22 protein-coding genes are annotated in these 23,528 nt (G+C 38.3%); 15 read left to right on the forward strand and 7 right to left on the reverse strand.

The genetic code is table 11. The features are described 5' to 3' along the window. Positions 1–3: 3 nt before the first annotated feature. The 3 genes from ABD692_RS09130 to ABD692_RS20960 all read left to right on the forward strand — a co-directional run bounded on the left by ABD692_RS09130 (position 4) and on the right by ABD692_RS20960 (position 3,525). Positions 4–1,446, forward strand: a complete 1,443-nt coding sequence (locus tag ABD692_RS09130) for a phytoene desaturase family protein (protein ID WP_344766414.1) — start codon at positions 4–6, stop codon at positions 1,444–1,446. A gap of 12 nt (positions 1,447–1,458) precedes the next feature. Next, on the forward strand, positions 1,459–2,835 hold the full coding sequence (locus tag ABD692_RS09135; RefSeq protein ID WP_344766415.1) for a YeiH family protein: 1,377 nt from the start codon (positions 1,459–1,461) through the stop codon (positions 2,833–2,835). Positions 2,836–3,258: 423 nt separating this feature from the next. Then, entirely contained in the window at positions 3,259–3,525 is a 267-nt protein-coding gene (locus tag ABD692_RS20960; protein WP_425567338.1) for a fatty acid desaturase, read from the forward strand. A 10-nt stretch (positions 3,526–3,535) separates the two neighbouring features. Here ABD692_RS20960 and ABD692_RS09140 read toward each other — a convergent pair whose 3' ends face one another. From ABD692_RS09140 to ABD692_RS09160, 5 genes are all read right to left on the reverse strand, one after another. Then, on the reverse strand, positions 3,536–4,111 hold the full coding sequence (locus ABD692_RS09140) for a DUF4833 domain-containing protein (protein WP_344766417.1): 576 nt from the start codon (positions 4,109–4,111) through the stop codon (positions 3,536–3,538). Next, positions 4,086–4,553 (reverse strand): GtrA family protein, encoded by a 468-nt coding sequence (locus ABD692_RS09145; RefSeq protein WP_344766419.1) that lies wholly within the window; start codon positions 4,551–4,553, stop codon positions 4,086–4,088. The genes ABD692_RS09140 and ABD692_RS09145 overlap by 26 nt, the downstream gene beginning before the upstream one ends. After that, positions 4,546–5,223: a CDP-alcohol phosphatidyltransferase family protein gene (locus ABD692_RS09150; RefSeq protein WP_344766421.1), complete on the reverse strand. Its 678-nt coding sequence runs from the start codon at positions 5,221–5,223 to the stop codon at positions 4,546–4,548. The genes ABD692_RS09145 and ABD692_RS09150 overlap by 8 nt, the downstream gene beginning before the upstream one ends. A gap of 167 nt (positions 5,224–5,390) precedes the next feature. After that, positions 5,391–6,197 carry a phytanoyl-CoA dioxygenase family protein gene (locus ABD692_RS09155; RefSeq protein WP_344766423.1) on the reverse strand — a complete coding sequence of 269 codons (807 nt, stop codon included), beginning with the start codon at positions 6,195–6,197 and terminating at the stop codon, positions 5,391–5,393. 215 nt (positions 6,198–6,412) lie between these two features. Beyond that, positions 6,413–7,201 (reverse strand): SDR family NAD(P)-dependent oxidoreductase, encoded by a 789-nt coding sequence (locus ABD692_RS09160; protein WP_344766425.1) that lies wholly within the window; start codon positions 7,199–7,201, stop codon positions 6,413–6,415. 1,014 nt (positions 7,202–8,215) lie between these two features. On the opposite strand from ABD692_RS09160, the gene ABD692_RS09165 reads away from it, so the two are divergent. From ABD692_RS09165 to ABD692_RS09205, 9 genes are all read left to right on the forward strand, one after another. Next, entirely contained in the window at positions 8,216–8,893 is a 678-nt protein-coding gene (locus tag ABD692_RS09165; RefSeq protein ID WP_316757066.1) for a response regulator transcription factor, read from the forward strand. Then, positions 8,890–10,146 (forward strand): PorY family sensor histidine kinase, encoded by a 1,257-nt coding sequence (gene porY / locus ABD692_RS09170; RefSeq protein ID WP_344766428.1) that lies wholly within the window; start codon positions 8,890–8,892, stop codon positions 10,144–10,146. The genes ABD692_RS09165 and porY overlap by 4 nt, the downstream gene beginning before the upstream one ends. Positions 10,147–10,203: 57 nt before the next feature. Continuing rightward, positions 10,204–10,611, forward strand: a complete 408-nt coding sequence (locus ABD692_RS09175; protein WP_344766430.1) for a hypothetical protein — start codon at positions 10,204–10,206, stop codon at positions 10,609–10,611. A gap of 1 nt (position 10,612) precedes the next feature. After that, complete coding sequence (locus ABD692_RS09180) at positions 10,613–11,407, forward strand: phosphatase PAP2 family protein (RefSeq protein ID WP_344766432.1); 795 nt, start codon at positions 10,613–10,615, stop codon at positions 11,405–11,407. Between the two features lie 98 nt (positions 11,408–11,505). Further along, positions 11,506–12,753 carry a TolC family protein gene (locus tag ABD692_RS09185; protein WP_344766434.1) on the forward strand — a complete coding sequence of 416 codons (1,248 nt, stop codon included), beginning with the start codon at positions 11,506–11,508 and terminating at the stop codon, positions 12,751–12,753. After that, complete coding sequence (locus ABD692_RS09190) at positions 12,753–13,679, forward strand: efflux RND transporter periplasmic adaptor subunit (protein ID WP_344766436.1); 927 nt, start codon at positions 12,753–12,755, stop codon at positions 13,677–13,679. The genes ABD692_RS09185 and ABD692_RS09190 overlap by 1 nt, the downstream gene beginning before the upstream one ends. A gap of 1 nt (position 13,680) precedes the next feature. After that, a complete protein-coding gene (locus ABD692_RS09195) occupies positions 13,681–16,731 on the forward strand; it encodes an efflux RND transporter permease subunit (protein WP_344766438.1) in 3,051 nt (1,016 codons plus the stop codon). Positions 16,732–17,000: 269 nt separating this feature from the next. Then, positions 17,001–17,873 (forward strand): helix-turn-helix domain-containing protein, encoded by an 873-nt coding sequence (locus tag ABD692_RS09200; RefSeq protein WP_344766440.1) that lies wholly within the window; start codon positions 17,001–17,003, stop codon positions 17,871–17,873. A gap of 80 nt (positions 17,874–17,953) precedes the next feature. Then, positions 17,954–19,069, forward strand: a complete 1,116-nt coding sequence (locus tag ABD692_RS09205) for an FAD-dependent monooxygenase (RefSeq protein WP_344766442.1) — start codon at positions 17,954–17,956, stop codon at positions 19,067–19,069. 296 nt (positions 19,070–19,365) lie between these two features. Here ABD692_RS09205 and ABD692_RS09210 read toward each other — a convergent pair whose 3' ends face one another. Further along, on the reverse strand, positions 19,366–19,548 hold the full coding sequence (locus tag ABD692_RS09210) for a cupin domain-containing protein (RefSeq protein WP_344766444.1): 183 nt from the start codon (positions 19,546–19,548) through the stop codon (positions 19,366–19,368). Between the two features lie 226 nt (positions 19,549–19,774). Between ABD692_RS09210 and ABD692_RS09215 the strand changes: the two genes are divergently transcribed. From ABD692_RS09215 to ABD692_RS09225, 3 genes are all read left to right on the forward strand, one after another. Continuing rightward, positions 19,775–20,899 (forward strand): hypothetical protein, encoded by a 1,125-nt coding sequence (locus ABD692_RS09215; protein ID WP_344766446.1) that lies wholly within the window; start codon positions 19,775–19,777, stop codon positions 20,897–20,899. Positions 20,900–20,920: 21 nt separating this feature from the next. Then, positions 20,921–21,109, forward strand: coding sequence for a hypothetical protein (locus tag ABD692_RS09220; protein WP_344766448.1), 189 nt, complete (start codon positions 20,921–20,923; stop codon positions 21,107–21,109). Between the two features lie 354 nt (positions 21,110–21,463). After that, on the forward strand, positions 21,464–22,363 hold the full coding sequence (locus tag ABD692_RS09225) for an alkaline phosphatase family protein (protein WP_344766450.1): 900 nt from the start codon (positions 21,464–21,466) through the stop codon (positions 22,361–22,363). Between the two features lie 247 nt (positions 22,364–22,610). On the opposite strand, the gene ABD692_RS09230 is transcribed toward ABD692_RS09225, so the two are convergent. Continuing rightward, positions 22,611–23,489 carry a heparin lyase I family protein gene (locus ABD692_RS09230; protein WP_344766452.1) on the reverse strand — a complete coding sequence of 293 codons (879 nt, stop codon included), beginning with the start codon at positions 23,487–23,489 and terminating at the stop codon, positions 22,611–22,613. Between the last annotated feature and the right edge of the window lie 39 nt (positions 23,490–23,528).

The raw sequence follows: 23,528 nt of genomic DNA on the forward strand, positions 1-23,528 counted from the left end.
GAAATGAGACTCGAAAAACGGGATTTTGATGCAGTTATAGTCGGTTCAGGCCCTAATGGCCTCGCGGCGGCAATTTTATTGCAACAGCAGGGCTTGTCTGTTCTGATTGTCGAGGGAAAGGACACGATTGGTGGAGGACTGGCGTCAAAGGAACTTACGCTGCCTGGCTTTACCCATGATGTCTGTTCGGCAATACATCCTATGGCCATTGCCTCTCCATTTTTCAACACCCTGCCTCTTGCAGAATATGGTCTTGAATATATCCAGCCCCCTCTGGCGGCGGGACACCCTTTTGATGATGGAACGGCTGCTGTGCTCGGGCGTTCAATAGAAAAAACTGCAGCTTATCTGGGGAGGGATGAAACGGTTTACCAAACCCTTATGGAATCATTAACCAGAACCTGGCCCTTGGTTGACAAGGATGCACTTGGCCCGCTTAGGTTTCCCGCACATCCTTTGGCAATGGCTGGTTTTGGTTTAAAAGCACTTAAAAGTGCGGCTCATTTTGTTGAAAATTTTAAGGACAAACAGGCCCGGGGCCTGTTTGCGGGAATGGCCGCCCATTCGATACAGCCTCTTGAAAATCTGGCGACAAGCGCAATCGGCCTGGTGCTGCTGACCACAGGCCATTTGAAGGGCTGGCCGATACCAAAAGGCGGATCAGCCTCGATCGCAGATGCGCTGGCCGGATATTTTCTTTCCATTGGCGGAAAAATAGAAACGGGTAACTATATCTCTAATTTGGATCAGCTGCCATCCGCCCATGCGGTATTGTTCGATATCACGCCAAGGCAACTGCTAAAAATCGCTGGCCATCAGTTTTCATCCATTTATAAATGGCAACTCGAAAGGTATCGCTACGGAATGGGGGTATATAAAATTGACTGGGCGCTCGACGGGCCAATTCCTTTTAGAAATGAAGACTGCAAACAGGCAGGCACCATACATCTTGGGAATACCTTTGAGGAAATTGCCGGTGGAGAATTGTCGACGAGTAAGGGAAAGCATTCCGAGAAACCTTTTGTACTGCTGGCGCAGCAAAGTCTGTTCGATAACACAAGAGCACCGGAAGGCAAACAGACCGCCTGGGCATACTGTCATGTTCCTAACGGTTCGAAACAGGATATGACTGATATTATTGAGAAACAGGTTGAGCGTTTTGCGCCAGGCTTCAGAGACAGAATTATCGCACGGCACACAATGAACACAGAACAACTGGAGGAGTACAACCCCAACTATATTGGTGGTGATATCAATGGTGGAATACTGGATATAGGCCAGTTATTTTCCCGTCCAGCTCTGAAATGGTCCCCATACAAAACCTCTGCAAAGGGACTGTACATATGTTCTTCCTCAACTCCTCCTGGAGGTGGCGTTCATGGAATGTGCGGATACAATGCGGCTAAAGCAGCATTAAAAGATATTTTTAAAATTAAGGTAAGATAAAGCAAAATAATTATGTCAATTGAAAACACGGCTAACGAAAACAGTTCAGCGCTGACTGATGCCGGGATTGCCCCGGATAACAAAACATTCTTCCAATCCATAACTGAGGATTGGTGGGCAGTAATTTTAGGATCCCTCATCATCGCAGTGGTTTTGTACCTGAGCGGTAACGGAACCCGTATTACCCTGCCTGTTTATAAATGGAGCAGCAGCGCGGATTTGTTCGAGAAGATTATCTCGCCTGCAAACCTGCTTCTGATGCTCGAAACCGGTGTAGTCTATCTCGCATTGGCCGGGATTGCCATTGCGATTTCGGGCGGGAATGTAGCTAGATTTGCGGCGGGATTTGCCTTTATCTACCTGCTCGCTACAGTCTCGTTTATCATTGGAGGGAATAAAAACGTGGCCTATTATGGCCTTGAATATGTCGTATTTGCACTGCTCATCGGAATAGTTTTGGGGAATCTTATAAAACTTCCTTTATGGCTTAAAGAAGCGGTACGCTCGGAGTTTTACATCAAAACAGGACTTGTTATCCTGGGTACAACAATCCTATCAGCAGATCTGATCAAGGCAGGTTTACCGGGAATCATTCAGGCTGTTATCGTCGTGAGCGCAGTATGGTTTTTTTCGCTCTGGTTATCCCGCAAATTAAAGGTTGATGACGAATTCGGGATTATTCTGGCTTCGGCAGTATCCATCTGCGGGGTTTCAGCCGCGATAGTGGCCGCGGGTGCGATAAACGGAGACAAAAGAAAATTATCATATGTGACAACATTGGTCTTAATTATGGCCATTCCCATGATGATCATCCTGCCCTGGGCTGTGAGATATTTTCACATTCCCGAAGTGATCGGTGGCGCCTGGCTAGGCGGAACCCTAGATACTACCGCTACTGTAACGGCTGCTGGGGATTTAGTCGGGCCAATCGCGGTTAAAGCAGGCGTGATAGCAAAGTTTTCTCAAAATGTATTTATCGGCGTTGCTGCGTTTTTTATCGCCATTTACTGGGCATATAAAAAGCCCAAGACTGATGGCGAAGAAATTGAAAAAGTAAAAGTGAAAAGCCCCGGACTTAAAATTGTATGGGAGCGCTTTCCCAAATTCGTTCTAGGTTTTATAGCTGCCTCGCTTGTTTTTTCTTTTTTGCTGTCTGTAGAAACTGCAAAAAGTGTTGCTCCGACTTTAAACAGTCTACGTACGATCTGGTTTGCTATCGCCTTTATTTCAATAGGTATGGAAGCCAAGTTTTCTGCTCTGGTAAAACTGCAGGGCGGAAAACCCGCACTGACTTTTGTTGTCGCCCAGATTTTTAATATATTCTGGACATTGCTTTGGTCGTACATTTTATTCGGCGGATATTTATTGCCTGTTCCTGATTTTAAATAAATAAGAAAAATAGCCCACCATGGAGAGTTATAATGATGGGAAATAATTCTAAATTATAACATGCCTTAGTAGATTTCTGCAACGGCTCAGAAATAAAGCGAAAAAATTAGCGCTAGAGCTTTACCTTGGAAGAGGGCTTATCAATAGAGTTGAGTAGGATAGTGGCACCTCAACTTTATGATAATAAGGAGCACAGATTGACGTTCTTAAATGTTCCATAAGAGCAAAATAGGGTATTTAACCTTTTCTGTAAATTTTAGCATTACTTCCTTTTCATCATGATCAGATTTTAGTATTGGATTTATATGGTAGCATTATTATTAGAATCTGTTTACTATACATATCATAGTTGGTAACGTTGGAGTAGTCTTTCAGCTGGCAAATATAGTTGAAGGAACATCTATTCCAAATCATGTGGGTAATATGGAAGAAGTGTGGACGGAACACCAAATGCATACTACAGTGAATTTTGCTACAAATTCCCCAATTGCTGCCTTCTTTCTCGGAGGATTATACCGACAGATCGAATACCATTTATTTCCGAAAATCTGTCATGTTCGTTATGGTTTGATTTCCGTTGTAGTAAAAAAACAGTTAAAGAGTTTGATATTTCCTATCATGAAAATGATACGTTTATATCAGTATTCGCTTCTCATTATAGCATGCTCAACAAGATGGGTATTCTGGTAGTCGAAAGAGCCTATTTAACGGTGATTTTTTCGGTGACAGGTTTTCCAGTTGCCATATCTGTGCCTTCAATTAAAGCGTACCGAACATTTGGGAGCCAGAATGAACCACCTACAATTCTTACAAAGAGCCTGTTAATTCGTATGTTTTTGCTATTGGCCGTCACCATTACGATATACTTTTGATCTACCTTGGTCAGATATAGTGGTAATGCTTTATGCGAAACAAATCTTAATTCGAATTTATCCTTTGTAATTTCTCTGGTAATCAATCCATAAGCAAATTTTTTCTGAATATAACCTAATGCTTTTTTCGCTCCATCTTCCCCATAACGCACCCAATAAATTGAAACAGGGTTATCGCTCTTGATGCTTCCATCTTCTGCAAGATTTAGTGCGTAAATGAGCGTATTGGTATTAGGATCGCGTTGTAAATAGAATAGCATGTTTGCTACATTTTTGGGTGTTGGGAATGCGATAGGGGATGGATCGCTAATTTGCGCAGAAACTTTATCAATCATTAAACTAGAAATAACAAAGCCCAAGACGGTTAAGAAAAACTTTTTAAACAGCATTGGTGCTAATCTCATTTGAAAATTTTTTAGGTTGATTTATGAGTTGTTTTTTGTGTTCGGTTTTAAATACCCATAATTTCATTAAAGGATAATTAAAGCCATAGGAGACCAAACTGTCAATCAACAATCTGCCAATACGATAATCTAAATTGAAACTCCGGTGTAGCAGATATGTTCCGGATGATTTTAGTGTAATGCTTCCCAACACAACTCCAAAAAAACGTAAGAACTGGGTTTTTGCCGTTGTGGTATAAACGGATTCATTTTTGAATGCCCAATACCGGTTAATGCTAAAGTTGACTAAACCGCCTAATGTTCCAGAAATCAAGATTGAAATTGTAAAGTGAATACCTATTTTTTCGGTCAGCAGAATCATCATTCCATAATCAGTAACGCCTCCAGAAAAGGCTGAAAGTTGGGCTCTAAGAAAAACCTTAAGTGATTTTTTTTTAATCATTTAGCTTGTCCTTCCCATCGCGTTCATTTCCAAAACGCAACAATTTAATGGTATCGAGGATATTAACTACCAACAATGTAGAGGTTAGTAAAATTGCAGCGTAAAAAATCGATCCTGCTGATAAAACCTCAATAAGCAAAATAAGTGATATTATTATTCGAAGTTCCGTAGGGCCAAGAACTCCTGAATCGATTCGGTAAATATCAATAATTTTGTAACGGAGCAAAGAAATTAGCATCGACCATCCATAAAAAACGACAAACAGGAATGCCAATACTTTTGCTGGTTGTGCTGCATAAAAATAATAGCCTAATCCAATCAAAACAATACTTGCCCAATCCATAATGATATCCAGCGCAAAACCATACCATTTCCTTGGAATTTGGCGATAATAAGCCAGCCTCCCGTCTAAAGAATCACCAAACCAGTTAATAAAAAGTCCGATGATACCTATAAGAAGTAGGTATTGACTACTATGTCTAGCGAGCAAAAATGAAATAAAAACCAGTGCTGATCCAAGCAATCCAATCCCTGTTAAAATATTTGGCGTTACAAGCTGTGGCATCCGTTTTAACAAAAAATGAATAAAACGCTGCTCGCCATTTTTGAGGATATTGGTTCTTTTTCGATCAGAAAAAATTTTGTCACGCTGGCTTTGGATATCGCTCATTAAACGTCTTTTAGTTATTTAATATGAAACACCCCAGAATAACGGCTGCTTGAGGACGGAAAAACCTTGCGCCAACTCTTTTTTGAAAAGCTTTGAAATTTGAAACCTGGGTTTTGAGTTTTCCGGTCTTAGCGAAGTAGCTAAATATTAAGATAAATACCATGTAGTTATTTTACAATTCCAGCAAAACGCTGATAAAAAACTGTTGGACTGTTTTCGTTTTTCGGCGCATATTTTCCAGCAATAATTGGAATATAGATCACTCTTCTACGGCTTTCCTCTCCTCTGATGGAGGATTCAGCAACTCTATGCCAAAGCCTGCCATCATGTATAGTTAAATCACCTGCTTCAGGCAAAATCGACACTTCATCTTTATCGGCTTTATTATCTAAAAAGTATTTTTTGCGGAAGAGCAGTTGATAAACACTTTGTTTATGAGTTCCGGGAATAATTTTTAATCCACCGTTCGCTTCTTTTTGGGTACTTAAATGAATACCTACATTCAGCATTGGATTTAGTTTCCCACCATAAAAAATATCACGTAAACCATCGGTGTGCCAACCCATCTTGGTAAAACTGCTATCCGGGCCATTGATATAATGATTGAATACCATTCCATCTTTCTCTTCCGTACCTAAACGTGATCCTGCTCCAGCTAATGGTAGCAAAGCGGAAATACGCGGATCTAAAAGCAAACCGCTCAAGGTCATATGGTGCTGATTGATAAAGGCAAAACGCTGAACAATTTTTTCTCCATCTAAATCTTTACCATATTTAATTGGTACGCCATTTACTTTTTTGATATCATTGGAAACCCAGTTTCGCTCTACTTGTTTTGAAGCACGGATGATGGCGGATACGGTTGATTTTTCAATAAAATTTTTGAAATGAATAAAACCATGAGTATTAAAAAACTCGATTTGTTCGCTGGTTAATTTTTCAGATAAGGTGAAGGTTGGATACGATGAAGCCATGGTTCAAAAGTTTAGGTAAAGAAATATGAATTGGTTGGATAAAGAAATTATGCACAACAACGGCACATTCGCATTCGCGAGTGGTTCTGTGCAGGAGTGAAATAAAACGAAATAGTTTTATTATACATAATCTATAGATTTAGTAGTGTTTAATACAAACGTAACATTTTTTTAATATTCCAAAGAAATATGTAGCATTATTTTTTAAATATTTTTTAGGTTTTATAAATTCCAGCTGCCATTTTTTCAATGAATGCCTTTGGTAAGATCCTATTGGCATACACACTGATCCAATTAGTTACTCCTGGTATTATCTCTGATTTTTTTGAAAATAAGCCTTTAAGTGCAATTTTTGCGACCTCTTCTGGCTTCATGTTAAACTTTTCGGCCATTTTACTAAAGGCGTCGAGTCCGGCTCTTTTCGCAAAACCTGTATCAATAGGGCCGGGGCTTAAACAACTTACAGCTATTGGACTATTTTTCAGTTCGTAACGAATCGCTCTGGTAAATGACAGCACAAATGATTTGGTAGCGGAATAAATTGCCAGTGTGGGTACGGCTTGATATGCAGCCGTGCTGGAGACATTTAAAATGTAAGCTTTATTTGATTTGGAAAGTCGGGGAATTAACATATAGTTTAACGCTACTAAAACATCCATATTTAAATGGCACATGTTGATTTGATCTGTAAGAGAAAGCTCATCGAATTTCCCCCATAAACCATAGCCAGCATTATTAACTAATATAGAAACGGGAAAGTCATTCTTTTCTACCCATTCACTTACTTTTCCTGCTGAGGTGTTTTCCGAGAGATCAATAGGATAAAAAGCTACGGTCACGCCATAATTGGTTCGTAGTTCCTCGCTTAATTTGGCAAGATCGTTTTCTGATCGGGCAACCAATAAAAGATGAAAACCTTTTTTAGCAAGTTCAATTGCAATAGCTCTGCCCAATCCTTTGCTTGCACCGGTTACCAAGGCAAATGTTCCTTGCAATGTATTCATATTTTGCGCTTAGTAGACGTCAGGGTGGACTCGAATCGCCGTAAAAGGTTTTGCAAACCTGTGCCTAAAGCACTCCGCCGCATGACTATATTATCAAATATCAGAATAGCATATAGAGCTATTTTCTGTTTAGTAATAAGCAAATATATAACATTAATGTCTATAGATTTCATAGTTCTTTATGTTAAATTGTTAATCATCAGAAATATTCAAACTCCATTTCTTAAGGGCAACTTTTCTAGCCTTTTCTTTTACTTCGAACTTTACGTTTTTTTACTGTTTCTTTTGGAACTTTTATTTCACTAGCTTTTCGCAATCTTTCTAGTCTTCCAAGTTCATCGTATTCTGTCATATTTTTGTCTAGTTCTGCAATTGCCTTCAAATCGGAAAGAAATTTAGAACTTATTTGTACCTTGATTGACCCCGAGTTTTAAAGCAATTCTTAAAAGAGTTGCTTTTTTTTTGTTTAAAGTATTTATTTTCAGTTAATTATATTGGGTTTAATATCTCAATAAGTGGTTCAATGTTTTGAAGTCAAAAATGTAAGTACATTTTCAAAAATCCTTTTTGGGTCTATAGGCAGTGATTTTTGATTCGAGCCCCATTATCTGGTTAGCACCGAATTTTTATATTTTTTTTACAATTTCGGAATTTATTCCTGTTATTCTGGAATTGAATTCCTGATTAATAAGAAATTTAACAAATGTTGGCTATGTTCCCAACTAATGCGCTTGGTGTTGCGATCTGCGATGCTGACTTTTATCACGTTGGATGCCCGAGTATCAGGATTTCGCCGAACGGCTAATAGCTGAATGGAAAAGCTGCCTCAACCTTGACTATTCTCAGAAACAATGGGACGTGCTTAACTTGGAGATGCTGTTGTCTCATGAATATTTCGCAACCTACGGACGTACTGCTCTACAAAAGAAAAAGGCAGTTAACATCGAAAAGCTACGATTACGTATAGGTTAGTAGAGATTATTATTAGCTATTTTTGAAATAAAGATTTTAAGAATGAAAATATTGGTTATTGAGGATGAACAGGCTTTATCCGAAAGCATTCTTGCCTATTTTACAGGAGAAGGAAACATCTGTGAGCATGCTTATGATTTTGAATCCGCATTGGAAAAGATAGAACTGTACGCTTATGACTGTATCCTGTTAGACCTTGGCCTGCCTGGGGGAGAAGGGCTTGACCTGCTCTCGAGGCTTAAGGCAAGGAATAAAAAAGATGGTGTATTGATTATTTCTGCGAGACATTCTTTAGATGACCGCCTTTCTGGGCTTGATCTCGGTGCAGATGATTATTTGGTGAAGCCATTCCATCTTTCTGAACTTAAGGCAAGAGTAAGCGCTATTGTGCGGCGAAAGAATTTTGACGGTGATAACCTAATCAAATTTAACGAGATCACGATCGACGTTGCAGCCATGAAAGTTACGGTGGATGACAAGCTTGTGGTGCTGACCAAAAAAGAGTTTGACCTGCTGGTTTATTTCCTTTCAAACAAAGGTAAAGTAGTTACAAAGAACGCAATGGCAGAGCATCTCTGGGGAGATGAAATGGACCTTTCGGACGATTTCGATTTCATTTACACCCATATGAAAAATCTCAAGAAAAAACTTTCAGAAGGTGGTGCTAAAGATTATGTGCGCTCAGTGTATGGTATTGGTTATAAATTTGCAGACGTATGAAGTTAACAACTTACTATAATAGGGTAAATATCATAACTTCCATCGTAGTTCTCATTGCGACAGGCGTCATATATTACCTTTTTATCCACCTCATTCTCACAAACAAACTGGATAAGGATTTAGCCGTAGAGGAGGAGGAAATTCAGCAATACACCAGAACTTTTCAAAAGCTTCCCTTACCTGCAAGCTACATCGATCAAAGCGTGTCTTATCGAAAGGCCCCGAAAGACAGTGTAACTGTTCGTGATTTTAGCTATACAACCTATTTCAATCTAAAGGAGAAGGAGGAAGAGCCTGGAAGAAGGCTTATTACTATCGTCGAACTGAAAGGAGAGCATATTCTGGTTACCATTACCAAATCCAGGGTTGAGTCCGAGGATCTGGTGCGGGTCATTTTATTGATCACTTTGGGAGTAACCATCATTTTACTTGGTTGCCTTTTTTTAATCAACCGATTTGTGCTCAACAGACTATGGCAACCTTTTTACAATATTCTGAAGAGGATGAAGGTTTTTGAGGTGACTTCTTCGGAACATGTGGGGATTGAACCAACCCGAATTGATGAATTTAATGAACTTACCCAGTCCGTAAATGCGATGGCAGAACGTGTTCGTTACGATTATAAAGAGCTCAAAAGTTTTACAGACAATGCTTCACACGAAATGATGACCCCGCTGGCTGTGATCAATTCGAAACTTGATTCACTTGTGCAAACCGATGTTTTTACTGAACAGCAAAGTGCTCTTTTGGAAGACATTTACCAGGCAACTGGAAGGCTTTCCAGGCTTCATCAATCACTTTTGCTGTTAGCAAAAATTGAGAATAACCTGATTGGCGATATTCAAGCCATAGACCTGAAAGAGCTGATTGCGCAAAAGGCGAGACAGTTCGAAGAACTCCTGGAAAGGGATGGGTTGACACTGGAGGTTATCCTATGTGAAAAAACCATCAACATGAGCAGGTATTTGGCTGATATTTTATTAAATAATTTATTTAGCAATGCAGTTCGGCACAATATCAAAGGCGGAAAGATTATTGTTGAACTTTCCAATGTAAAACTTGTGATTGGAAATACAGGAAAAGACTTTGAAACTAAAACAAAGCTCTTTGACCGTTTTTCAAAATCTAATGAATCTGACGGGATGGGACTTGGCCTTGCTATCTCCAAGCAGGTGTGTAATCTTTATGGTTATCGGATAGATTATGAGCAGGTAAAGAAAATGCATTATTTTTCTATTTTTTTTGATCGCTAGGCTTAACTACAGAATTCCTACATAATTGCTTTATAGTTTTGATAAAAAATAAAAACTATGAAAAAGATTTTTGGAATTTTTTTATTAATGGGCGGTTTGCTTACCGCTATATTCGCACAGAACGTTGCGGCGTCAAAAATACCATCTGCAGTTAAAACTGCTTTTACAAAAAATCATCCCGGTGTTAAAGTAAACTGGGAGATTGAAAAACAAAACTACGAGGCTGGCTTTACTTTAAATGGTAAGGAAACTTCCGAAGTCTATTCAGCAGCAGGGTCTTTATTGGAAACGGAAGTTTCTATCAAAGCCAGTGAGTTTCCAGCCGCTGTAATGGCTAAGTTAAAAGGTATGAAAGTAGCCGAAGCGGCTAAAATTACCAAGGCTGATGGCAGTGTAAGTTATGAGGCTGAAGTAAAAGGAAAAGACTTATTGTTTGATGTAAATGGTAATCCTGTAAAACCTTAGTATGGCTAAGTACTTTTATATAATGTTGCTGTTTACAGCAGCAACATGCTCTTCTTTTGCGCAAAGTATAGATTCTTTAAAAACCACTTCAAATGTAGATTCTTTGGGAAGATGGTATTCGGGTAATTCAGTTCCAAAAAACAAATTTAAGGCGATCTCATTCATCGCCCCAGCTGTTCTGGCGGGTTATGGTTTTGCAGCTGTTTATGATAAGGGTGCGTTAAAACAGCTTGACTTGAGTACAAAAGCAGAACTACAGGAAGACCATCCTTTGTTTGCAGCCCATGTTGATGATTATTTACAGTTTGCACCAGCGGCGGCTGTTTATGCACTAAATATTTCAGGCGTAAAAGGCAAACATAATCTGTTTGATGCCTCTATGCTTTATGTAACTTCTGCTGCGATTATGGGGGTTTCTACTCATTTTGTTAAACAGGGCGTTGGCAGGATGAGGCCCAATAATAATGGAGAAAATTCATTTCCATCTGGCCATACCGCATCTGCTTTTATGGCTGCAGAATTTTTGCATCAGGAATATAAGGATGTTAACCCCTGGATTGGCTATGCAGGGTATTTTGTAGCTACTGCTACAGGAACCTTAAGAATGTACAATAATAAACACTGGTTCAGCGATGTTGTTGCTGGTGCGGGATTTGGAATTGCCTCGACTAAGATTGCATACCTGATTTATCCTTACATGAAACAAATTTTCAATAAAAAGAAAGATAGCAAATTTACTTTGATGCCCTTTTACCAACCTGGAGCATCGGGTTTGATGCTATCCGGAAGATTTTAAATTTATAAAGAAATCCACTTAACTAGGCCAAAGGTAATGCCCCGCTAAACTTTTAGCAGAATTGCACAAGTTTTAACTAAAGGAATAAATTTTAGTAAATGAGAACGAAATTCAAATATTTTTCCATTGGTATACTTCTTAGCGCTTCACTTTTTGCGAAAGCGCAAGAACCAACAAAAAATCTTGATTTTTTCCTTAACCAGGCGAAAATTTCGAGTCCTGTACTAAAGGATTTAGAAAACCAGCGCAAATCTGCAGGTATTGATAGTCTGATCGTGCGGGCAACGGGGAAACCCCAAGTCACTGGAACCTCAAGCGGATTGTATGCACCGATTATTCATGGTTTTGGTTATGATGAAGTCATAACCAATGGACAATCGTTAGATGCTTTGCTTAATGTGAATTACGATTTACTGAATAAAAAACGTATTAATAATCAGTTAGAAAGCGTAAAGTTGCAAAGCGACTCCATTAGGTACGCAAGTCAAGTGTCGACATTCGATTTAAATCGTTCTATTGCCGACCAATATATTCTGGCTTTTGCCAGTCAAGAACAGGTAGGGTTTAACATTGAGGTGGTTACATTACTTAAAAAGGAAGAAGCTTTGCTTAAAACTTTAACCAGAAGTAATATTTACAAACAATCAGAATATTTAACCTTTTTGGTTACACTGCAACAGCAGGAATTAAGCTTAAAACAAGCAGCTTTGCAGTATAAAAATGATTTGGCCACACTAAATTACTTATCTGGAATTGCTGATACCACTTCAATCCGGTTAGAGGAGCCGAAACTTAAATCGGATAAGCTTTCCGTCGAAATTAGTTTTTTTAAAAGGAAATTTGAATTGGATAGTTTGAAGAATGAAAATCAAAAGCGTTCCATCATACTAAATTATCAACCAAAACTTGGCTTATATGCCAATGGCGGATATAGTTCATCACTGGTGCTTGAGCCATACAAAAATTTTGGGGCTAGTATGGGATTTACATTTTCTGTTCCGATTTACGATGGTCATCAGAAAAAAATGCAATTTAATAAACTAGATCTGGCCTCAGAAACCATCTCAAATTACAGAACATTTTTTGTTAGGCAACAAACACAACAGCTCAATTTAATTCGTCAGCAAATTGAGCAAACCAATTCGCTTTTTGGAAAAATCAACGATCAAATCAGATTTAGTAAAGGATTGATTGATGTGGATAGTAAACTGATGCATACAGGCGATTTGCGGGTGGCTGATTTTGTAATCGCAATTAACAATTATATGTCTGCACAAAATCTGCTGAGACAAACTACTATAAGCCGCTTAAAACTGATTAATCAATATAATTATTGGAACCGATAATGAAAAAATATTTAAAATTGATTTATGCCAGCATCGCTGTTGCAATTACACTTTCTTCTTGTAGCAGTTCAGCACCTGAAACTACAGCAGATACGCCATCTCCAGTTACACCAGTACAAATTACGCATGTGAGCGATAGTTCACTGGCTGAATATGTTGAGCTTTCTGCAACGTCTGCTTATTTAGAAAAGAGCTTTGTTAAAGCAAACATCAATGGTTATATCGAAAAAGCTAACGCACAAACTGGTCAAAAAGTAGGCAGCGGGCAAAATCTTTTCACACTGATTACCAAAGAAGCAAGATCGATTGGCAATACCATTAATAAGCTCGATCCTGGTTTTAAGTTTTCAGGGATTTCAAATATTAGGGCAGAACAAGGCGGAATTATCGTTCAGGTTAATCATCAAAAAGGCGATTATGTGCAAGATGGTGAGGCTTTGGCAACCATCAGCAATCGTAATAGTTTAGTGTTTTTGTTAGACCTGCCCTACGAGCTTAATCAAATCATTAAGCAAAACGGAAACTTGAATGTCTTGCTACCCGATGGAACGTCATTAACAGGTTCTGTTTCTGGAACAATGCCTGCGGTTGATTCATTAGCGCAAACTCAGCGATATATTATTAAAGTTCCATCAGGCAAAGATATTCCAGAGGGGTTAATTGCAAAAGTAAAACTGAGCAAACTCAGCCATCCAAATGCCCAGGTGTTACCAAAATCTGCGGTATTAGCCAACGAAACGGAAGATGAATTTTGGGTAATGAAACTCATTAACGATTCTACAGCGGTAAAAGTAAATGTGAGGAAAGGCATCGAAAACAGCAGTACGACGGAAGTGTTGAGTCCTAAGTTTTCCACAATGGATAGAATTATCACATCAGGTAACTACGGAATTGCCGATACAGCAAAAGTTAAGATTCAGAAATAGCATGAAAAACTTTTTTATCTCTCATAGAAATCCTATTCTGGCCGTACTGGTCATTATTCTGGTTGGAGGCGTTTATTCTTTTCAGCAACTGAAAACTGGACTTTTCCCCGAAATCACTTTTCCGAAGATTAAAATTATTGCCGATGCTGAACTGCAACCAGTTGATAAAATGGTGGTGACGGTTACACGTCCGTTGGAAAATGCGGTAAAGCAAGTGCCAAATCTACAATTGGTAAGGAGTACAACCAGTCGTGGAAGTTGCGAGCTCTCGGCATTTATGAATCCTGGAGCAGATATCAATTTAAGCCAGCAACAAATCGAATCGCAGATTGCAAAAATCAGCGCAACATTGCCGGCAGGGGTAAACATCTCGGTTGAGAAAATGAACCCCTCCATTTTGCCCGTTAGCGGCTATAGCTTGGAGAGCCATAAATATTCGACTGCAGAACTGAAAAAGATTGCCACTTATACCGTGAAACCTTTTCTTTCACAAGTTACAGGTGTATCTGAAATTCGGGTTATTGGAGGGAAAAGCAAGGAATTTTGGCTGGAACTTGATGTATCCAAAATGCAAACGCTAGGCATATCACCAGATCAAATTAGCACTGTACTTTCTCAAACCAATTTTATAAAATCGAACGGGTATTTAGCCGACCATAATTATTTATACCTCTCGGTTACCGATGCAACGGTAAAAACCAAAACTGACCTTGAAGTCCTTGTACTCACCAGAAAGGGAAACCGTACACTAAAAGTTGGCGATATTGCCAAGGTTAGCATACAACAAAGTGTAGAATATACCCGAATAAATGCAAATGGTAAAGACGGAATTCTGATTGCAGTTATTAAACAGCCTAACGCCAACGTTGTTGACCTTTCGAGCCAAATGGCCACAAAGGTTAGTCAGCTCGCAACCATACTTCCTGCGGGGATCACCATCAAACCCTATTACGTACAAGCAGATTTTATAAACGAATCGGTCAAAAGCGTTCGAGATAGTTTATGGATAGGATTAGTACTGGCCATCATTGTCGCCATTATTTTTCTGCGTTCAATTAAAGCCAGCGCAACCATCCTCATCACTATTCCAGTTACGCTTTGCCTAACGGTGATTGTACTTTATTTTATCGGTTACTCTCTAAATATCATGACTTTGGGTGCTATTGCAGCGGCCATTGGATTAATTATTGATGATGCTATAGTGGTAGTAGAACAAATCCATCGTACACACGAGGAGCATCCTGATGAACCTACAGTTCCTTTACTTGGAAGGGCGATTCATTATCTTTTTCCTGCAATGTTGGGTTCATCGATTAGTACTATTGTAATTTTCTTGCCTTTCGTACTTATGACAGGGGTTGCAGGGTCTTATTTCCAGGTAATGACCAATACCATGATTATTACCCTGGTTTGCTCGTTTTTTGTAACCTGGATTGGCTTACCCGTAATTTTTCTGTTGCTCACAAAAGATTCACACAATAATGCATCCGGCAGGCAAGCTGTTGTTCATGAGGTTAAGCCACAAAATTGGGTGCGTTATTTTATTCAGCGACCGTATATCAGTTTTGTTTTTATATTGATCTTAATAGCTTCCATTGCAGTCGTTTTTCCTCGCTTACAAACAGGATTTTTACCAGAAATGGATGAGGGGAGTATTGTTTTGGATTACGCATCGCCTCCAGGAACATCGCTTGAAGAAACCGATAGGATGTTGAAAGAAGTGGAGAAAGAAATTGTTAAAATACCTGATGTGCAGGCTTATTCGAGAAGAACCGGAACACAAATGGGCTTTTTCATTACCGAGCCTAATACAGGGGATTACCTGATTCAACTCAAACCAAACAGAACAAAAAGTACAGATGAGGTGATTTCTGAGATCAGAACACATGTTGAAAGTACACAGCCTGCATTAGTGGTGGATTTTGGGCAGGTGATTGGCGATATGCTTGGCGATTTAATGAGTTCGACTCAACCAATCGAGATTAAAATTTTTGGTAGCGACCAGCAAAAATTACAGGGCTTATCAAAACAGGTAGCAAATTTGGTTTCCAAGATAAGTGGAACAGCTGATGTGTTTGATGGGATTGTATTATCTGGCCCAACCGTAAATGTTCAGCCTAATTTTGCTATGCTTGCTCAATACGGTGTAACGCCTGCATCGTTTCAGTTGCAGGTTCAAACGGGCATGCAAGGTAATGTAATCGGTGATTTGTATGATAAACAACAACTTTCTCCCATCCGAATGGTTTATCCGGGTAGTAGAAAATTTAGTATTTCTGATATCTCGAGGATGAAGATTTTTCTGCCTGATGGAACTGCCATTCCAATTCAGAATTTAGCTAAAGTTGAGCTGAAACCAGGTAGTGCTGAAGTGGAAAGGGAAAACCTGCAAACCATTGGTGCCATTACTGCCAGATTAGATAACCGAGATTTGGGAAGTGTAATGAATGATATTCAGTCAGCTATCAAATCAAAAGTAAATCTGCCCTCAGGATATCACATTGAATATGGCGGTGCTTACAAGGAGCAACAACAATCTTTTTCTGAATTATTGACTATCCTTATTGCATCAAGTTTGCTTGTTTTTAGTGTTATTTTATTCCTTTTCAAGGATTTTAAAATAGCATTTTTAATTCTCCTGATTTCAGTTCTGGGTATTTCAGGCAGCTATTTGGCATTGTTTATAACGGCAACGCCATTAAACGTAGGTAGTTATACAGGGTTGATTATGATTGTGGGGATTATCGGTGAAAATGCAATTTTTACTTTCTTACAGTTTAAGGAGTCGTTGCACGATAATGAAGTAGATGATGCCATCACTTTCGCTATTTCGACACGGTTAAGGTCTAAATTAATGACCGCACTAGGGGCGATTATTGCACTGATGCCATTGGCATTAGGAATAGGTGCTGGTGCACAACTTCACCAACCATTGGCAATTGCTGTAATCGGAGGATTTATTGTTGCGCTGCCGCTTTTACTGATTGCCCTACCTAGTCTGATCCGTAAGCTTTATTCAAAAAAAACACTTGAAAATTCAATTCAAAAATAAAATAAACAGGCATAACTTTTAAAATCACCCAGTGTAATGATTTTAACTGTTTGACGTTATGAATAGTTAAGAAATTGCAAACATCATTATGCGTCAAGACTACGCTAGAATATTGTCTGTATTAGTTTAAAAAGTATTCATCATCAGCTTTTTAATAAACCAATTCGTTTGGCAAAGTAAACGCTTTTTGAAAGAGGGTTTTAAATTGGACATACTTGGTAATGATTTTTGTAATGTACTTTTATACTAGATTTGTATTATAATATTATATGCGGAAAAACAAAAATAAGATACCCATAAATACGATGGGAGATATGCTAAATCTTGGTATTTCCATTGATAGAAACAATCTTAAAAAGTCTTATTTTGCAACTGCACAACAAGCTGAAGATGCCGCACAGGCACACCGGGATGAGGGCTATACTTTTCATATATTGGAAAAAGGCAAAGTTTTAATTGAAATTGATTTCAAAACCTATAATGTTTCAGCACCAGCAGTTGTATATCTGCATCCAGATCAGGTACATAGAATGCTGGATATCGATGATATTATTGTGAGTTCTCTATCCATAAATAGTGAAAACCTAAATACAGAATACCTCAAGATACTTCAGGAGCTCAATCCTATAGCTCCATTTTTATTAGAAAAAGAAGCTTTCTCCGTTATCTCGAGCAGCTTCTCTCTTTGTCTGAATTTTTACGCACAACGAAACAATAAACTATATTACCCACTACTCCGAGACAGTTGTAATACATTGATTGCTTATCTGCTGTCGCAATTTTTAAATCTAGCCAAACCCGATGAGACCTTTTCACGATTTGAAAAAGTGACTACAGCTTTCAGAAAACTGCTGGAAAAAAATTACATCAACCTAAAACGGCCTGGCCAATATGCTGCACTATTACATATTTCTACACCCTATTTAAATGACTGCATAAAGGGAAGTACAGGTTATTCTGTTTCTTACCTTATTCAAGAGCGAATTATTTTAGAGGCTAAAAGATTGCTTTACCATACCAATAAGTCGGTTAAGGAAATTGCTTTTGAACTTGGGTATGCTGATTATCCTTATTTTTCAAGATTGTTCTCCAAGGTAACTGGGATTTCTGCGATAACGTTCAGGAATAAAAACCACGATTAGTCCAATACTTGCTTTGATTGGTTATTCTTTTAAAGGCTAAAGAAAATGAACTTTGCCTTGAAATGTAATCAACAGGAAAAATGGAATTAAATAAAAAAGTGCTGATATCAGGGGCGAGTTTTGCTGGCCTTACCTTGGCATATTGGATGAATAAAATAGGTTACCAAGTTACGATCGTGGAGATTGGTTCTGAACTGAAAAAAGGAGGCACACCAGTTGATATTAAAGGCCCGACAGTGGAGATCGTTAAAAGAATGGGCCTTTTTGAAGAGATAAAAAAAATGAGGATCGGGCCAGAAAAATGGGAGTTCAAAAATGCAGATGATCAGACAGGCTTCAGCTTTGTATTAAGGCAACCAGGTGACGAATTGCCAGATGATGAATTTGAAATCGAAAGAGATTCTTTGCTCTATATGATGTATGATCAGATAAAAACTGATGCAGAGCTAAAATTTAATAACAGCATTACTGCATTAAATGAAACTCAGGATAATATTGAAGTATTTTTTAAAGATGGCTCTAAAGATGATTACGCTTATGTTTTTGGATGCGATGGAATACACTCAGCAGTTCGGAAAATCTGGTTTGGACAGGAATCTGAATTTGCTCATTTCCTGGGGCAATATTTTTCGATAGCTATTGTAGATAAACTGCTGGTTGAAAATGGCACCTATCAAATGTATTCGGAGCCTAATAAAGGGGCAGCGCTGTATGCCCATAATAACAAGACGGATGTTATTTTTACTTTCAGGACTGAAAATGAAATTAGCTATGATTTTCGTAAGCAAGACCAATTGAAAGAAATTGTATCCCTGCAAATGAAAGGCATGGGCTGGCGAACAGCTGAGCTTCAGAATGAATTGTTGAATTCTACATCATTTTATTTTGATAAATTCTGTCAGATAAAAATGCACTCCTGGACAAAAGGCAGAGTAGCTTTAGTTGGCGACGCTGGTTATTGTGCCTCTCCAGCAGCAGGAATGGGCGGTTCGTTGGCAATTATTGGAGCAACTGCTTTAGCTGATGCATTTATCATGTTCCAGGATGATTATCAATCCGCGTTTCATTCATATAATACAGGTTTTCGGCACTTTATCGAAGAAATACAGGCAGAGGCTGTGCAGACTTTAGAAAAATTATTACCAAGAACTGATGGAGACGTGAAAGCAATGTGGGAAAATGGAATTTCTTTCTAAAGTTATTCATAGTTCACAAAAAGAGGCAAAACTTAGACTACTGTAAAATATCAGTCTATTCATCTCGGCAAATCCATGACATTGACATGCTTAAAGGTTACTTCGTAAATTTTTGCTAGTGAGATGTGACCAAATAATTAATCATTTTAGTTCTGGTTCTGCTGATTCGCCTTAAATGAGCTATAAATTTGTTGCTAAATTAGACTGTAGCCGACCTGAATTTTTAAAAGGTCATAAATGATATTATGACCTTTTTTTGCACCAACTCTTAATAGTGATTACCCACTATAACTGATTTATTTTTTACCGTAATACTCATCGTCTGAAACTTTTTTTAACCAGATGGTTTTTCCTTTTGCTGCGGGAGATGTTGCAATATAAGTGACACCCGTTTTCGGAGTTGCGCCATGCCAGTGCTCGATTCCAGGCATACAATTGATTACATCTCCCTTTTTTTGATTTTTTGTAGGTTGCGACAAGTTTTATACCGACAATTTCGGGGCTATTGTAATATAACCTTCTATTTTACGTTTTTTTTTGAAACAACTAAAATCTTCGCTACTGATTTTATGGCGAAGTTAATTTCAGCTAAAGTAATGCTCCTAAAATTTTAACCAAATCAAGACTAACAAATTTCCCTAATTGTTTACTTTACATAACTATAATCACCTACTATTGAAAAACAAAATTTCGAGGTTGAGCTTTATGAATAACAGCGCAACAGTTATTCTTTTAACAACATTTCTTATGATAAGCTCTTGCCGTAAAGATCAAGATCCAAGTGCTGTTCCAACCATTACTACGCCAAAGGCTGTAATTGCTCCCAGTAACAATGATGAACGAATCTTCGAAGACGGCGAGGGATTAAATATTTACACTGCCGAAAATAGAAGAATCGATTTCACAAGGTTAATTAGCGTAAATGCTATCGATAATACCACCATTGAGATTACAAATTTTGTTCCGTTAGATATTGAAGAGGTCACTATTCTGCTAAAAATTAATGGTCGAGATGAGCCTGTTAAACTTTTGGTTGCTGATATTAAAGCGCACACCACCAAAAAAATAAAATATCCTTTTGTTAATGAAACCACTGATTTCTTTGAAAACCAAACGAATAAAATTGTCAGTTTAGCTCAATATAAAACTGTGGGTATTGCACCATCGCAGGTAAGCTTTGATTACACAGGTACCACTCCACTATTGCAGAAACTCAAAAAAGCTGGTGAGATGAAGTGGCAGTTCAAGCCTAATGATTTTGATCCAAACCATAATCAGGAAAACTGGAAAGACAACCCCACGCCACAGGATTTTAGAAAATATAGTGCTTTATTAATTAATATGGCTTATCTATACAGCAGCGCTACCAATATGCGACAGTCTTTTCTAAACGAATCCATCACCAATAACGACGTTATATTGATGTCACCAGCAGAAAAACTGACCGCTTACAATAATATAGTTAATAAAACAAAATTAAGTTTAGGGATCTGTGAGGGTGGCGTAACGGGTCTTGGCGGCGGAGGGACACTTGGTATAGCGGCTTCAGTAATTAACAAAGCCATGTTTGAGCCTGTTTCTACATTTGCGCATGAAATGGGGCATGTGGTCGGTTTTTCGCATGAGTCAAGCATGACGTATCCCCAAAATGATAAAGGCTCTGTATCTGCGTGTCAGAGAGAATGGTTAATTAGAATTAAAGATGGTAGTCTTCCTGTCCAATTAAATAACTATTATATGCAAGGAGATTTTATAAAAACAGGATCAACGAGCCTAACTACGAATGCAAAACAGAGCACTCAACTTATTGATAACTGTGATATTAAATAATCCAGTAGCAAAAAAGCTGATTTGAGTATTTCCTTTACTGATAAGTTCAGAGCAAGGGTTATGTTGACGACTGGTGCATACCTCTCCATTATAACTAATATTGCCATTAGTTTTTCTGTTAGTCCTACCATAATCATGCTTTTGTTGGGCATTGAAGGTTACTTTCAGTCGATGGCATGGGCGCCTGATGCTGAACTAATCAACAATTAGTAGCGTGAAGAAGAACGTTGTAAGGTCTTGGGTTGTATGCTATGGCTGCAGGCCCTCCCTCTAAGCCCTGATTTGCTGGGGAGTAATCTGACAGGTAGAGGTATAGGCTTTATGAATATGACAGGTTATATGTTTGCGGCGTTCGGAGAACCAATCTTAGGCTTCGCAATTGATATTACGGGAAGTACGAATAGTATATTCATCATTATCTCCATTTTTTGTATATTATCCTCAATAAGCGTATGGGCAGTTCGCTTTGTGAAAAAAGGGTAGTTTTTTCCAGTGGATTAAAATTTTGATCATTTAATCAAAGTTTTTAAATAGGTTCTTTTGCTGATTGTAAAATTTTAAAATATGAAATCTCTAAAAATTATATCAATTCTATTGATTGTCTTCTTAACATCTCTATCAAACGTTTTCGGGCAGCGTGTGGTCATTATTGGTTTGGATGGGTTTTCATCTGAAGCATACAGGAAAATACCACATCCAAATATCGATAAACTTTTTGCACATGGACTGATTTCTCTTGATACCAGGCCAGTAATGCCATCGGTAACATTGCCAAACTGGACGAGCCATTTTTCTGGTGCCGGACCTGAAGAACATGGTGTTACCAATAACAGCTGGGTTTTAAATAAGCACGAACTTCAGGCATTGGATGTAGATGGTGAAGGGTATTTTCCTTCCATTTTCAAGGTTTTAAAAGATGCTAGGCCAGCAGTTAAAACTGCTTTTTACTACAACTGGGCCGAGTTGATCAATTCAATGAATAAGAAGTATTTAGATGTGGCTTCATTTGAAGAAAAAGATGGATTTGTTAATAACTATAAATCAGCAGAACAATTTATTTTGGATAACAAAAAAAGTCCGCAACTCGTTTTTTTATATAGTGTAAGAATTGACCACGCTGGGCATGGTTTTAAGTGGATGTCGAACGAGTATATTGATGCAGTTAAGGAAGCAGACCAGGCTATTGGTGAATTTGTTAAAAAATTGGAAGTAAATGATCTGGCCAAGGATACCTATTTTTTGCTTATCACTGATCACGGCGGTAAGGGAACTGGTCATGGTGGTGTGAGCATGGAGGAAATGCAAATTCCATGGGCTATTACTGGTCCAAAAATCAAGAAGACTGGTATCACTCAAATTTATAACAGCAACAAAAATACTTCCAGAGTAATAGCCGAAATTTTTGGTGTCGAAAGCTTTCCCAAATCCTGGACCGCAATACTCCCAGAAGGTATTTTTAAATAGCTTTTTGTTGATCTTAGTTTTTATCTTCCAGTCGAGGAGTTTTGTAGTTAATTTTTTCCATCTAATTTGAATAATTTTCGAAACCGCTTACACATAGTCTTTGTAATTTCTGATATTAAAAATCCGTATAAAAAGATTAATAAATTTACTTCCGACAACGCAATGAACCTCGCTTATCCCATTCCATTTGCAGTCCGTAATAAGAGCTGTTTTAACAGAAAGATTTTATTGAATATGTTTGGGAAAATTATTGCAGTGGCAACTTAATAATTTTGATGTTATCATGGTAGGCAATACGGGTTAAGGGCGCTTGAGTTACATAAACTCCCCATTTAATGTAGCCTACATTTCCAATACTTACATTTCCTGCAAACGTGGTATAGTTCGTTTTTTCATCAACAAGGATATAACTACTTTGGCCTGGAAGCTGCATGTAGGTTTTCATGTAACCTGTATTATTGTCTGCCCATAGTACATCTACTCTAAAATTTAACCATTGGTTTACATATGGGCGTAAGTCTGTAATAATGTCTTTTATGGAAGTAGAACCTTCATATCTTAAACGCATTGCATTTCTCGCCGTTCGAAATTGTAGAGGAACACCAGATCCAGAGGTAGAATTGCCTGATACTTTAAGTTGGTATATTGTTGTTTCGTAGGTAGGTCCAGAAACCCAGGGTGTCCAGTCTTTTAATAAAACGCTGAATTCGTAACGGCGTTCATCACCAGGGAAAAACTTCGCTTTCTGTATGGCTATCGCATCACTTTCACTTCTTATGTTTCCATCAGAATTATAGGTGGTATCGCCATAAACAATTTTATGGGCAATGGCAAAGTTGCTGCCATTGCCCGCAGGACTTACCATATAGGCAGCATCTGAGGCTGTCGCATGTGTGGCCGTCAGGCCCGTAATCCCTGAATCAAAGGTGCCGGTTTCGTAATTTACATTAAGGATTGTATCGCCATTATTAAATGTATCACTCGCTTTCTTAACATTGTTTTTATCATTTAAGGATAGCGTCGAAACACGATCTTGACTGTCAACAGTGCTTTCTTTACTACATGACAGTGCTATAAACGCAATAAATATCAGGTGTTTGTGCGATATGAGATTTATGTTTTTCATTATTCTCTTTGGTTAGATGTGTTTAATAATAGGATACAA

The organism is Pedobacter ginsengiterrae (assembly GCF_039537385.1).
Lineage (GTDB): Bacteria > Bacteroidota > Bacteroidia > Sphingobacteriales > Sphingobacteriaceae > Pedobacter > Pedobacter ginsengiterrae.

Bases quoted from the DNA above. Each gene is read 5' to 3' on its own strand.
- ABD692_RS09130 (WP_344766414.1), top strand. From the start codon at position 4: ATGAGACTCGAAAAACGGGATTTTGATGCAGTTATAGTCGGTTCAGGC.
- ABD692_RS09135 (WP_344766415.1), top strand. From the start codon at position 1,459: ATGTCAATTGAAAACACGGCTAACGAAAACAGTTCAGCGCTGACTGAT.
- ABD692_RS20960 (WP_425567338.1), top strand. From the start codon at position 3,259: ATGGAAGAAGTGTGGACGGAACACCAAATGCATACTACAGTGAATTTT.
- ABD692_RS09140 (WP_344766417.1), bottom strand. From the start codon at position 4,111: ATGAGATTAGCACCAATGCTGTTTAAAAAGTTTTTCTTAACCGTCTTG.
- ABD692_RS09145 (WP_344766419.1), bottom strand. From the start codon at position 4,553: ATGATTAAAAAAAAATCACTTAAGGTTTTTCTTAGAGCCCAACTTTCA.
- ABD692_RS09150 (WP_344766421.1), bottom strand. From the start codon at position 5,223: ATGAGCGATATCCAAAGCCAGCGTGACAAAATTTTTTCTGATCGAAAA.
- ABD692_RS09155 (WP_344766423.1), bottom strand. From the start codon at position 6,197: ATGGCTTCATCGTATCCAACCTTCACCTTATCTGAAAAATTAACCAGC.
- ABD692_RS09160 (WP_344766425.1), bottom strand. From the start codon at position 7,201: ATGAATACATTGCAAGGAACATTTGCCTTGGTAACCGGTGCAAGCAAA.
- ABD692_RS09165 (WP_316757066.1), top strand. From the start codon at position 8,216: ATGAAAATATTGGTTATTGAGGATGAACAGGCTTTATCCGAAAGCATT.
- porY (WP_344766428.1), top strand. From the start codon at position 8,890: ATGAAGTTAACAACTTACTATAATAGGGTAAATATCATAACTTCCATC.
- ABD692_RS09175 (WP_344766430.1), top strand. From the start codon at position 10,204: ATGAAAAAGATTTTTGGAATTTTTTTATTAATGGGCGGTTTGCTTACC.
- ABD692_RS09180 (WP_344766432.1), top strand. From the start codon at position 10,613: ATGGCTAAGTACTTTTATATAATGTTGCTGTTTACAGCAGCAACATGC.
- ABD692_RS09185 (WP_344766434.1), top strand. From the start codon at position 11,506: ATGAGAACGAAATTCAAATATTTTTCCATTGGTATACTTCTTAGCGCT.
- ABD692_RS09190 (WP_344766436.1), top strand. From the start codon at position 12,753: ATGAAAAAATATTTAAAATTGATTTATGCCAGCATCGCTGTTGCAATT.
- ABD692_RS09195 (WP_344766438.1), top strand. From the start codon at position 13,681: ATGAAAAACTTTTTTATCTCTCATAGAAATCCTATTCTGGCCGTACTG.
- ABD692_RS09200 (WP_344766440.1), top strand. From the start codon at position 17,001: ATGCGGAAAAACAAAAATAAGATACCCATAAATACGATGGGAGATATG.
- ABD692_RS09205 (WP_344766442.1), top strand. From the start codon at position 17,954: ATGGAATTAAATAAAAAAGTGCTGATATCAGGGGCGAGTTTTGCTGGC.
- ABD692_RS09215 (WP_344766446.1), top strand. From the start codon at position 19,775: ATGAATAACAGCGCAACAGTTATTCTTTTAACAACATTTCTTATGATA.
- ABD692_RS09225 (WP_344766450.1), top strand. From the start codon at position 21,464: ATGAAATCTCTAAAAATTATATCAATTCTATTGATTGTCTTCTTAACA.
- ABD692_RS09230 (WP_344766452.1), bottom strand. From the start codon at position 23,489: ATGAAAAACATAAATCTCATATCGCACAAACACCTGATATTTATTGCG.